The sequence below is a fragment of the Amycolatopsis sp. NPDC098790 genome, assembly GCF_044759945.1.
Taxonomy (GTDB): Bacteria; Actinomycetota; Actinomycetes; order Mycobacteriales; family Pseudonocardiaceae; genus Amycolatopsis.
The window spans coordinates 403,453-416,906 of sequence record NZ_JBIWAI010000003.1 but is presented as its reverse complement, the minus strand read 5'-3'; the positions used below and the strand labels follow the sequence as shown (position 1 = coordinate 416,906).

Below are 13,454 nucleotides of genomic sequence, written 5' to 3'. Positions count from 1 at the left end.
CGCCCTCGCCCTTAAGGTCCTTGTGCGGTCCGCCGGGCGCGGGTGTCACGACCTGCCTAGCTCCCGGTGGATGAAGTCGAAAATTTCGTCGTCCGTCGCGGCTTCGAGCTGCTGGGCGACCCGCGGACGGCCGTCGTCGGACGCCCGCGCTTCCCCCAGCTTGTCCAGCATGGTCCGAAGTCGGCTGGTGATTTGACCAAAGGCGGCATCCTCTGGGGAAACCCCTGAAACCAGCGCTTCGATCCGGTCCAGCTCGGTCAGGACCGAGACTTCCTCGCCGGCCAGCGCCGCGAGCAGGAAGCCGGCCAGCGCCGACGGCGTCGGGTGGTCGAAGACGAGGGTGGCGGGCAGCTTCAGCCCGGTCGCCGCGCGCAGCCGGTTGCGCAGCTCCACCCCGGTCAGGGAGTCGAACCCGAGTTCCTTGAACGGCCGGTGCGCGTCGATCTCGCCGGCCCCGGCGTGCCCGAGAACGCGGGCGATGGCTTCGCGGACGTGGTCGAGCACCAGGCGTTCCTGCTCGACCGGTGGTAGACCGGTCAGCCGGCTCGTGAACGACTCCGGCGTCGCCTCCGGTTCGGCCCGCTGGGTGTCCAAGGCCCGGCGGACCGCGGGCAGGTCGTCGAGCAGCGGGCGCGGCCGGGCGGCGGTGAAGCCACGGATGAACCGGGCCCAGTCGACGTCGGCGACGGTGAGCACGGTTTCGTCGCGGTCGAGCGCCTGCCCCAGCGCCAGCAGCGCCCGCTCTGGCGGCATCGCCCCGACGCCCCGGCGGCGCAGGTGTTCCTCGGCGTCGTGGTCGCCCGCCATGCCCGCGCCCTGCCAGGCACCCCACGCGACCGAGGTCGCGGTGCGCCCGCGGTCCCGGCGGCGCTGGGCGAGCGCGTCGAGGAAGGCGTTGCCTGCCGCGTAGGCGCCCTGGCCACCGCTGCCCCACACGCCGGCGTTGGAGGAGAACAGGACGAACGCGTCGACGTCGTCCAGGAGCTCGTCGAGGTGCGTCGCGCCGGCGACCTTGGCCGCGACCACCTCGGCGAACTCGGCGAGTTCGGTGTCGTCGAGTGCGGTGCCCTGGACGATCCCGGCCGCGTGGAAGACGGCCCGGACGGGCGTGCCCGCTTCGGCCAGGCCGTCGAGCAGGGTCTTCACGGCCGCGCGGTCGGCGACGTCGCAGGCGGCGATGGTGGTTTCGGCGCCGAGAGCGGCCAGTTCGTCGCGGAGTTCGGCCGCACCGGGCGCCGCTTCCCCGCGCCGGCTGGTGAGCACCAGCCGGTCCGCGCCCCGGCCGGCGAGCCAGCGCGCGACGTGCGCGCCGACCCCGCCGGTGCCGCCGGTGACGAGCACGGTGCCGGCCGGCCGCCAGTCTCGGGCCGGGACGCCGTCGCCGAGTGGGGCGGGCACCAGGCGGCGGGTGAGCACCCCGGACGCCCGGACGGCCACCTGGTCCTCGTCGCCCGCCGCGGCGAGGATCCCGGCCAGCCGGCGCCGGTCGCGCTCGTCCGTCGTCGCGGGCAGGTCGACCAGACCGCCCCAGCGGTCGGCGTGTTCCAGGCCGATGACCCGGCCGAGGCCCCAGATCTGGGCCTGCCCGGCATCGGTGATCACGTCGCCGCGGCCGGTGGCGACCGCGCCCGACGTGGCGAGCCACAGCGGGGCGGTGATCCCGGCGTCGCCGAGCGCCTGGGCCAGCAGCAGCGTGTTCGCGACGCCGCGCTGCCCGGCCGGATCGAGTGCCAGCAGGGAGAGCACGCCGTCCACCGGGGCGAGGTCGACCAGGCGCTTGCCGAGCGTGGCGCGGTCGGTGTCGCCGACGGTCACCGGCACCGCGGTTCCCACGGTCCGCAGCGCCGCGTCGAGCCAGGGGTGCTCGCCGCCTTCGGGGGTGACGACCAGCCAGGTACCGGTGAGGGCCTTTTCGGTTGTTTCGAGGGGTTTCCAGGTGATCCGGTACCGCCAAGCATCCACAGTGGACTGTTCGACGCGGGTGCGCCGCCAGGACGCGAGCGCGGGCAGGACGTCGCCGAGTGGTTCCGGCGCGATCGCGAGGGTGCCGGCGAGCGACGTCACGTCCTCGCGGTCCACCGCGGCCCAGAACTGCTCGTCGAGCGGGTCGCCGGCCGGCGCCGCGGGCTGCGCGGGCTTCGGCCAGTAGCGCCGGTGCTGGAACGGGTAGGTGGGCAGGCCGACCGTGCGCGTCTCCGGGATGAAGGCCGCCCAGTCGACGGCGCGTCCCTGCGTCCACAGCTCCGCGACCGACGTCACGAACCGGCGCGGGCCGCCTTCGCCGCGGCGCAGCGTCCCGACGACCACGCCGGGCGTGTCGTCGAGGGTCTCCTGGATCGCGGTGAGCAGTACCGGGTGCGCGCTGACCTCGACGAAGAACCGGTGCCCGCGCTCGATGAGCGTCCGGGTCGTGTCGAGGAAGCGGACCGGCTCGCGCAGGTTCCGGTACCAGTAGCCGCCGTCGAGGGTGGCCGTGTCGACCGGTTCGGCGGTCACCGCGGAGTAGAACGGGATGGTGCCTGGTCGAGGTCGGAATCCATTGAGGACTTCGTCAAGTTCGTCGCGGATGCCTTCGACGTAGCTCGAATGGGAGGCGTAGTCGACCGGGATGCGCCGGGCGCGGATGTCCTTTTCCGTGCAGTGGGTGATCAGCTCGTCCAGGACGGCCGGGTCGCCGCACACCACCGTCGAGGTCGGGCTGTTGTAGGCCGCGATCGCGACGCCGTCGGGTAGCAGGTCCGCGACGCGGCCGGCGTCGAGCGCGACCGAGGCCATTCCGCCGTGACCCGCGAGTCCGGCGGCGATCGCCTTGCTGCGCAACGCGACGACCTTGGCACCGTCCTCGAGGGACAGTCCACCTGCGACGACCGCCGCCGCGATCTCGCCCTGCGAGTGCCCGGCGACGGCGTCGGGTTCGACGCCGGCCGACCGCCACAGCGCGGCCAGCGACACCATCACGGCCCAGGACGCGGGTTGCACCACGTCGACCCGCTCGAGGGCTTCCGCGTCGCTCAGGACGTCGGTCAGGGACCAGTCGACGTACGGTTCCAGCGCGGCGGCGCATTCGGCGAGCCGGTCGGCGAAGACGGGCTCGTCGAGCAACCCGACGGCCATGCCCACCCACTGTGCGCCCTGGCCGGGGAAGACGAACACCGTTTCGCCCGCGGGCCCGGCGGTGCCGGTGACCACCGACGATCCTGGCGCGTCGACGGCCAGTTCGCGCAGCCCGTCGCGGTGGTCGGCGAGGACGACCGCCCGGTGCTCGAAGGTCGAGCGAGTACTGACCAGCGACCACGCGATCTCGGCCGCTTCCCCGGGCAGGTCGGCCAGCGCGGCCGCCCGGTCCCGCACGGCGGCCGCCGACCGACCGGACAGCACCCACGGGGCCAAGCGCCCCAATGTGGCCTTGGTTGCGTCAGACGCACCCAAGGCGGCCTTCGGTGCGTCAGACGCACCGAAGGCCACATTGGGGCGCTCTGGCGACTCCAAGATCACGTGCGCGTTCGTGCCGCTGACTCCGAACGACGAGATCCCGGCGCGACGCAGGCCTTCGCGCTCCGGCCACGGCCGTGACTCGGTCAGGAGGGACACCGCGCCGCTGTCCCAGTCGACGTGCCGGGACGGCTCGCCGACGTGGAGCGTTGCCGGGAGTACGCCGTGGCGCAGGGCCAGCACCATCTTGATCACGCCGGCGACTCCGGCCGCGGCCTGCGTGTGCCCGACGTTCGACTTGATCGAACCCAGCCACAGCGGCTCTTCGCGGTCCCGGCCGTACGTCGCCAGCAAGGCCTGCGCCTCGATCGGGTCGCCCAGGGTCGTGCCGGTGCCGTGTGCCTCGACGGCGTCCACATCGGACGGATCCAGGCCCGCGTTCGCCAGCGCCGCCCGGATGACCCGCTGCTGCGACGGCCCGTTCGGGGCGGTGAGGCCGTTGGACGCGCCGTCCTGGTTGACCGCGGACCCCCGGACGACCGCGAGGACCGGGTGGCCGTGACGGCGCGCGTCGGAGAGCCGTTCGACGAGCACGACCCCGACGCCTTCACCCCAGCCGGTGCCGTCGGCCTCGTCGGCGAAGGCCTTGCAGCGACCGTCCGGCGCCAGCCCACGCTGACGGCTGAACTCGACGAACAGGCCGGGCGTGGACATGATCGTCACGCCGCCGGCCAGCGCCAGGGAGCATTCGCCCGCCCGCAGCGACTGGGCGGCCAGGTGCAACGCGACCAGCGACGACGAGCACGCCGTGTCGACCGTCATCGCCGGGCCCTCCAAGCCCAGCTCGTAGGCAATCCGTCCGGAAAGGACACTGCCCGCGCTGCCGGTGGCGAGGTAGCCGTCGACGCTCTCCTCGCCGAAGTGCAGGGCCGCGGTGTAGTCCTGCCCGTTGGTGCCGGCGAACACCCCGACCGGCGCGCCGCGCACCGACAGCGGGTCGATGCCCGCCTGCTCCAGGGCCTCCCAGGACGCTTCCAGCAGGAGCCGCTGCTGCGGGTCCATGGCCAGCGCCTCGCGCGGCGAGATCCCGAAGAACTCGGCGTCGAACTGGCCGGCACCCGCCAGGAAACCGCCTTCGCGGACGTACGTCGTCCCGGCGTGGTCGGGATCGGGGTCGTAGAGCGCGGCGGTGTCCCAGCCGCGGTCGGCCGGGAACTCCGTCACGGCGTCGCGGCCCTCGGCGAGCAGGGCCCAGAGTTCGTCCGGGTTGCGCACGCCGCCGGGGAAGCGGCAGCTCATCCCGACGATGGCGATCGGCTCGTCGGTGTCCTTCGCGGTGGCCACCGGTGCGTCGTCGACCGCGCCCAGCAGTTCCGCGCGGAGGTACGCCGCCAGCGCGGTCGCGGTCGGGTAGTCGAACGCGAGCGTCGCCGGGAGCCGCAGCCCGGTGGCCGTGTCGAGGCGGTTGCGCAGCTCGACCGCGGTCAGCGAGTCGAACCCCAGCTCCTTGAAGGTCCGGCCGGCCGGGACGTCGTCGGCCGAGCGGTGGCCGAGCGCGAACGCCACCTGCTCGCGCACCACCTTGAGCAGCAGTTTCTCCGCGTCCGCCGCGGTGGCGAGCTGGTCCTTCAGGGAATCCGTCGTCGCCGCGGGCCGGACTTCGGGGAGACCGGCGAGCAGCGGGCTCGGGCGGTGGGCAGTGAGCGCGGCGGCGAACCGGTCCCAGTCGACGTCGGCGACGGTGACGGCCGCGCCGCCGCTCTCGACCGCCGCCCGCAGCGCGGTGATCGCCCGGTCGGGCCGCAGCGGGACGAGCCCGGTGCGGCCGAGGTGCTCCTCGGCGGCCGCCGCCGTGGCCATCCCGCCGTCGGCCCACGGTCCCCAGGCGACCGACGTCGCCACCAGCCCCTGGGCCCGGCGTTGCTCGGCGAGCGCGTCGAGGAAGGCGTTCGCGGCCGCGTAGTTGCCCTGTCCCGCCGCGCCGAAGGTGCCCGCGCAGGAGGAGAACAGGACGAACGCGTCCAGGGGGTGCCCGGCCGTCAGGTCGTGCAGGTTGCGGGCCGCGACGGCTTTGGCGTCGACGACCTCGGCGAGCCGCTCCGGGGTCAGGGCTTCGAGCACGCCGTCGGCCAGCACCCCGGCGGTGTGCACGACGGCGGTCAGCTCGCCGACGGTGTCCAGGGTCGCGGCGAGCGCCGCGCGGTCGGTGGCGTCGCAGGCCAGGACGTCGACGCGGGCGCCGAGGGCGGTCAGCTCTTCGCGCAACTCGGCCGCGCCGGGGGCGTCGGGCCCGCGGCGGCTGGTCAGGACGAGGTGCTCGGCGCCGGCGCCGGCCAGCCAGCGGGCGACGTGCCGGCCGAGGGCGCCGGTGCCGCCGGTGACCAGGACGGTGCCGCTCGGCTGCCACGGCGACGCCGGAGGGGCCGTACGGCGGGTGAGCCGCCGGGCCAGGACCGTGTCCCCGCGGAGAGCGACTTCGTCCTCGCCGGTCTCGCCGCCGAGAATCGCGCGGAGGCGGGCCGGCACGGACTCGTCGATGTCGGCGGGCAGGTCGATGAGACCACCCCAGCGGTGCGGGTGCTCCAGGGCGACGGTGCGCCCGAGCCCCCAGACCATCGCCTGCTCCGGATCCGGCACGTCGCCGTCGACCGCAGCGACCGCGCCGCGCGTGACGCACCACAGCGGTGCGTCTATCCCGGTTTGCCCGAGCGCTTGGACCAGCGCCAGCTGGCCTCGCACGTCCAAAGTGGACACTACCCCGGCGAGGTCGCGGCCGCGCAAGAGCCCGGCGAGGTCGTCGTCGGGGGTGACTTCGAGGACGTCGTCGAGGAGGCGCGTGTCCGTGCCGGCCGGGACCACCGCGAGCCAGTTTCCGGGCAGCGTGACTTCGCCGGGACCGTCGACGGGCTGCCAGGTGATCTCGTACTGCCCGACCGGGGCCGGCCGGTGCGTCGATCCGTTCTCCAGCCAGAAGCGCGTGCGCTGGAACGGGTAGGTCGGCAGCGCGACCACGCGGGCGACGTGCGCCGGGTGCGCCGCGCGCAGGACCGCGGTCCAGTCCACGTCGTGGCCACGGGTGTGCGCGTCGGCCAGCGCGGTGAGCAGGCTCCGGTACTCGTCGCGGTCCTTGCGCAGCACGGGCACCGACGGGAAGGCGGTCAGCGCCGAGAGCACGCCGTCGGGGCCGAGTTCGAGCGCCCGCGTGACGCCGAGTTCCGCGAGGGTCTCGGTGGCGTCGGCGAACCGGACGGTCTCGCGGACCTGGCGCACCCAGTACTCCGGGCTCAGGAGTTCGTCTCCGGCGAGGCGACCGGACACAGTGGACACCACCGGGATCTTCGGCGTGTTGTAGGTCAGCCCATCAGCTATACGTGCGAACTCGGCCAGCATCGGGTCCATCGCCGCCGAGTGGAACGCGTGCGAAACCGTCAGCCGGCGGACCTTCCGGCCCAGCTGCGCGAAATGCCGCTCGACCGCGTCGACGTCACCCGAAACCACCACGGCCTCGGGCCCGTTCACCGCGGCCAGGCTGACACCGTCGCCCAGAAGCGGTGCGACTTCGGCTTCGGTGGCCTGCACTGCCAGCATCGCGCCACCCGCGGGCAGCGCCTGCATCAGACTCGCCCGCGCGGCCACCAGCCGGCACGCGTCCTCGAGGGACAGCACCCCGGCGACGTGCGCGGCGGCCAGCTCGCCGATCGAGTGCCCGGCCACCTGGTCCGGGACGACGCCCCAGGACTCCAGCAGCCGGAACAACGCCACCTCGACGGCGAACAACGCGGGCTGGGTGTAGCCGGTCTCGTCCAGCAGCTCGGTCTCGCTGAAGACGACCTCGCGCAGCGGGCGGTCCAGCTCGGCGTCGAGGTGCACGCACACCGCGTCGAAGGCCTCGGCGAACACCGGGAACCGCTCGTACAGCTCCGCGCCCATCCCGACCCGCTGCGAACCCTGGCCGGAGAACAGGAACGCCGTCTTCCCCGGCTCGGCCAGGACGATCGGCGCCGAGCCCAGATCTTCGCCCACGGCCACGGTCCGGTACTCGAACGTCGAACGCGCGGCCAGCGCGAACGCGATGTCCAGCGGGTCACCGGCCACGGTCGTGAGCCCGCGCGCGGCGTCGCGGACCGCCTGCTCGGTCCGTCCCGAAAGGACCCACGGCAGCACGCCGGGTTCCGGGTCACCGGCGACGAGGGGAACCGCGGGCGGCTCCTCGAGGATCACGTGGGCGTTGGTGCCGCTGACCCCGAACGAGGAAACGCCGGCGCGTCGAGGCCGGTCACCCGCCGGCCAGGACCGGGCCTCGGTCAGCAGCCGGACTTCGCCCGTCGTCCAGTCGACCCGGGTCGACGGCCGGTCGACGTGCAGGGTCTTCGGCAGCGTCCCCTCGCGCATCGAGAGGACCATCTTGAGCACGCCCACGACGCCGGACGCCGCCTGCGTGTGGCCCAGGTTCGACTTCACCGAGCCGAGCCACAGCGGGTGCTCGCGGTCCCGGCCGTAGGTTTCCAGCAGCGCCTGGGCCTCGATCGGGTCGCCGAGGCTCGTGCCCGTCCCGTGCGCCTCGACGGCGTCCACCTCGGACGGCGTGAGGCCCGCGTTCGCCAGTGCCGCGCGGATCACGCGCTGCTGGGACGGGCCGTTCGGGGCGCTCAGGCCGTTCGACGCACCGTCCTGGTTCATCGCCGATCCCCGCAGCAGCGCGAGCACCGGGTGGCCGAGCCGCCGCGCGTCCGAGAGGCGCTCGACCAGCACCAGCGCGACGCCTTCGCCCCAGCCGGTGCCGTCTGCCGCGTCGGCGAAGGCCTTGCACCGTCCGTCGCCGGCCAGGCCGCCCTGCCTGCCGAACTCCTGGAACGCGCCCGGCGTCGCCATCACCGTGACGCCACCCGCGATCGCCATCGACGACTCGCCGGAGCGCACCGACTGCGCGGCCAGGTGCAGTGCCACCAGCGACGACGAGCACGCCGTGTCGACGGTGACCGCCGGGCCTTCGAGACCGAGCACGTAGGACACCCGGCCGGACACGACGGCACCGGCGTTCCCGGTGAGCAGGTGCCCCTCGACCTCTTCGGGCGTTTCGGTGTGGCCGGTCGCGTAGCCCTGGGTGCCGCAGCCGACGAACACCCCGGCGGCGCTGCCGCGCAGCGAGCGCGGGTCGAGACCGGCGCGTTCGAAGACCTCCCAGGCGCTTTCCAGCAGCAGCCGCTGCTGCGGGTCCATGGCCAGGGCTTCCCGGGGTGAGATGCCGAAGAAGGCGGCGTCGAACTCGTCGGCGTCGTGGACGAACCCGCCGACGCCGCTGCCGGCGTCCCAGCCGCGGTTGACCGGGAACGGCGTCAGGCCCTCGGCGCCCGCCGCGACCAGGTGCCACAGGTCCTCCGGCGACCGGACGTCCCCGGGGAGGCGGCAGGCCATCGAGACGATGGCGATCGGGTCGCCGTCGTCCGCCCGGGACACGAGCCGCTCGGCCGCCACGGGGCCGGCGTCGATCAGCTCGTGCCCCAGCCGCGCGGCGAGCCGCCGCGGGTCCGGGTGGTCGAACAGCACGACGGCGGGCAGCTTGAGCCCGGTCGCCGCGACGAGCCGGTTGCGCACCTCCAGGGCGATCAGCGAGTCGACGCCCAGGTCGCGGAAAGCCCGGTCGGGCTCGACCGAGCCGGGTCCGGGGTAGCCCAGCACGGCGGCCGTCTCGGCGCGGACGAGGTCGAGCAGCGCCTCCGCCCGGGCGGACTCGCTCAGGCCGGAAAGGTGGTGCTGAACCGGTGAATCCGGGGTCGTGGTCTCGTCGAGGGCCTGACGGACCGCAGGCAGCTCGTCGAGCAGCGGCCGCGGGCGGGCGGCGGTGAAGGCGGGGGCGAACCGCGCCCAGTCCATGTCCGCGACGGACAGGAAGGTCTCGCCGGTCTGGAGAGCCTGCCGCAGCACCGTGAGGGCGAGCGCCGGGTCCATCGGCCGGACGCCCCGGCGGCGCAGTTGCTCGCCGGAGCCGTCGCCGGTCATGCCCGGCCCGGCCCACGCGCCCCACGCCACGGACGTCGCGGCCAGGCCGCGGTCGCGGCGGTGCTGGGCCAGCGCGTCGAGGTGGGCGTTCGCGGCGGCGTACGCGGCTTGGCCGCCGCCGCCCCAGACGCCGGCGTTGGAGGAGAACAGCACGAACGCGTCGACGTCTCCGAGCAGTTCATCGAAGTGCTTCGCGCCGTCGACCTTCGCGCGCAGGGTCTCGGCGACCTCGGCGCGGTCGAGGTCCGCCAGCGCGGCCGAGCGGCCCACCCCGGCCGCGTGAACTACGACGCGGGGCTCGATGTCGGCCAGCAGCGCGGCCACGGCGTCGCGGTCGGCGACGTCGCAGGCGGCGATGGTCACCTCGACACCGCACGCGGTCAGCTCGTCGCGCAGCTCGGCGGCGCCATCCGCGTCCGGACCCCGGCGGCTGGTCAGGATGAGGTGCTCGGCTCCGGCGGCGACCAGCCAGCGGGCGACGTGCGCGCCGAGCGCGCCGGTGCCGCCGGTGACCAGCGCGGTCCCGCCGGTCCGCCACTCCCCAGTCGGCGTGCCGAGCGGGGCGGGGACCAGGCGGCGGGCCAGCACCCCGGACGTGCGGATCGCGACCTGGTCTTCCTTCGTGTCGGCGAGGACCCGGGCCAGGCGGCCGAGCGCGCGGTCGTCGAGCGTTTCGGGCAGGTCGACGAGGCCGCCCCAGCGCTCTGGGTGCTCGAGCGCCACGACCCGGCCCATGCCCCAGATCTGCGCCTGGTCCGGGCTGGTCAGCCGGTCGGAGCGGCCGGTGGAGACGGCGCCGCGGGTCAGCAGCCACAAGGGCGCGGAGGCGGCCCGGACCAGTTCGATGGTGGCGTTGAGACCGTCGTCGGCGAAGGCGAGCAGGGACAGGACGCCGGTGACGCCTTCGGTGGGCAGCTCGGGGAGCCCGCCGCCGGGCTCGACGGTCAGCAGGACCGGTTCGGCGCCGTGCGCGGCCAGACCGTCGACGAGCTCGCCGGCCGGGTGACCGGCGGGCGCGACGACCAGCCAGCGGCCGGTGAGGCGCGCTTCCGGCGGAGTCGCGGGCCGCCAGGCGATCCGGTAGCGCCAGTTGTCCACAACGGACTGTTCGTGACGGCGCTTGCGGTACTGGGCCAGGGCGGGCAGGACGTCGGTGAGCGTCGATGCGTCGACGTCGAGGGAGCCGGCGAGCGCCTCGGCGTTCCCACTGTCCACAGCGGACCAGAATTCGCCGTCGGCCGCGGCTTCCCGTTGTGCGGGCGTCAACCAATAGCGTTCGCGCTGGAACGGGTAGGTGGGCAGATCCACCGGTCGTGCACCCGGGAAGAGTTCCTTCCAGTTCACGACCGCGCCGCGGGTCCACAGTTCGGCCAGGGACGTGAGGAAGCGCGACAGACCGCCGTCGCCCCGGCGCAGCGACCCGACGACGACGGGCTCGTCCAGGGCGTCTTGGACCGCCGCGGCGAGCACGGGATGGGCGCTGACCTCGACGAACGTGGTGTACCCGGCTTCGGCGAGGCCGCGCACGGCCGTGTCGAACAGGACGGTCCGGCGCAGGTTCCGGTACCAGTACTCGGCGTCCATGGGGCCAGCCCAGTCGCCGAGCACCGAAGAGTAGATCGGGATGCCTGCTTCGCGCGGGGTGATCGGGGCGAGCGCGGCGAGGAGGTCGTCTTCGATGGCCTCGACGTGCGCGGAGTGCGAGGCGTAGTCGACCGGGATGCGGCGGGCGCGGATGCTTTCGGCCACGCAGGTTTCGACGAGTTCGTCCAGTGCTTCGGGTTCGCCGGACAGCACGACCGAGCCCGGGCTGTTGACCGCCGCTACGCTGATCCGGCCGTCCAGCCGCGCAGTGATTTCGGCCTCGGACAGCGCGACCGACGCCATTCCGCCCTTGCCCGCCAGCTTCTCGGCGATGAGCTTGCTCCTGAGCGTGACCACGCGGGCACCGTCCTCAAGGGACAATGCCCCTGCGACGACGGCGGCGGCGATCTCACCCTGGGAGTGCCCGACGACCGCGCCGGGCCGCACGCCCGCCGACTGCCAGAGCGCGGCGAGGGAAACCATCACGGCCCAGGAGGCCGGTTGCACGACGTCGACCCGTTCCAGGGCCTCGGCGTCGCCCAGGACGTCGGTCAGCTTCCAGTCCACATAGGACTTCAATGCGGCCTCGCACTCGGCCAGGCGCGTGGCGAACACCGGGGACTGCCCGAGGAGGTCGACGGCCATCCCCACCCACTGGGCACCCTGACCGGGGAAGACGAAGGCGGTCTTGCCCGGCAGCGTGGCGACGCCCCGGACCACCTCGGCCGAGGGCGTTGCGTCCGCGAGCGCGTCCAGGCCGCGGACCAGGTCCTCTTTGGTCTCGCCGACCACGGCCGCGCGGTGTTCCCAGGCAGTGCGGGTGGCTAATGTCAGGCCGACGTCGTGTGGCTCGCCTGTCACGGTCTTGCGCAGCAGGTCGGCCTGTGCGCGCAGGGCCTCGGCGGTGCGGGCGGACAGCAACCACGTCGCCGGGCCTTGCGGTGCTTCGGCTCGCTCGGGCGTGGGCTCGGCGGCTTCGAGGACGACGTGGGCGTTGGTGCCGCCGACGCCGAACGAGGACACTGCGGCGCGGCGCGGGTTTTCGGTTGCGGGCCAGGGGGTGTGCTCGGTCAGCAGCTCGACCGCCCCGCGCGTCCAGTCGACCTGGGTCGACGGTTCGGTGACGTGCAGGGTGCGCGGCAGCTCGCCGTGGCGCAGGGCAAGGACCATTTTCATCACGCCGGCCACGCCGGCGGCGGCCTGGGTGTGCCCGATGTTGGACTTGATCGAGCCGAGCCGGAGGGGGTGCTCGCGGTCCCGTCCGTAGGTGGCCAGCAGGGCTTGGGCCTCGATGGGGTCGCCGAGCGTGGTACCGGTGCCGTGCGCCTCGACGGCGTCCACTTCGGACGGTTCGAGGCCCGCGTTGGCCAGTGCGGCGCGGATGACGCGTTGCTGGGACAGGCCGTTGGGGGCGGTGAGGCCGTTGGAGGCGCCGTCGGAGTTGACGGCGGACCCGCGCAGGACGGCGAGCACGGGGTGGCCGTTCTTCCGGGCGTCGGAGAGCCGTTCGACGAGCAGCAGGCCGGCGCCCTCGCCCCAGCCGGTGCCGTCGGCGGTGGCGGCGAACGACCGGCACCGACCGGACGCGGAAACCCCGCCCTGACTGGTGAATTCGACGAAGACGGCGGGCGTCGCCATGACGGTGACGCCGCCGGCGAGGGCCATCGAGCACTCCCCCGCGCGCAGGGCCTGCACGGCGAGGTGCAGCGCGACGAGCGAGGACGAGCAGGCGGTGTCGACGGTGACGGTGGGGCCTTCGAGGCCGAAGGTGTAGGCGAGCCGCCCGGAGGCGACCGAGACGGCGCTGCCGGTGAGCAGGTGCCCGCGGACTTCGTCGGGGAGGGTGTCGAAGTCGGTGGAGCCGTAGGCCTGGTTGCTGCAGCCGATGAAGACGCCGGTGTCGCTGGCTTTCAGTGCGGTTTTGTCGAGGCCGGCGCGTTCGAAGGTTTCCCAGGCGACTTCGAGCAGCAGGCGTTGCTGCGGGTCCATGGCGAGGGCTTCGCGGGGCGAGATGCCGAAGAAGGCGGGATCGAAGTCGGCGGCTTTGTCGAGGAAGCCGCCTTCGGCGGTGTTGCTGCCGGCGAGTTCTTCGGCGGTCCAGTTGCGATCGGCGGGGAACGTGCCGATGGCGTCGGTGCCGTTTTTGAGGAGGTCCCAGAGGTCGTCGGGGCCGGTGACGCCGCCGGGGAAGCGACACCCCATGGCGACGACGGCGATGGGTTCGGTGGCGGCTTTGGCGAGCCGGTCGTTTTGTTCGCGCAGCCGCTTGTTGTCCCGCAAGGACGCCCGGAGCGCTTCGACGACCTTGTCCTTGTCCGAAGACAGTGCCACCAGGTACCTCCAGGTTCACGGCGTGGTCGCCTCGAGTGAACCCCATGCGGGACCCGCAAATCCCTAAAGTCGGCGGTTGGGGGGCGGGTTGTCCCCAGGGGTGCTTG

General features: G+C 73.7%; 1 protein-coding gene. It reads right to left on the bottom strand.

Going from position 1 to position 13,454, the window contains the following annotated elements; genetic code table 11:
* Positions 1–45 precede the first annotated feature (45 nt).
* Entirely contained in the window at positions 46–13,347 is a 13,302-nt protein-coding gene (locus ACIQWX_RS27270) for a type I polyketide synthase (RefSeq protein ID WP_400876833.1), read from the bottom strand.
* Positions 13,348–13,454: the final 107 nt, after the last annotated feature.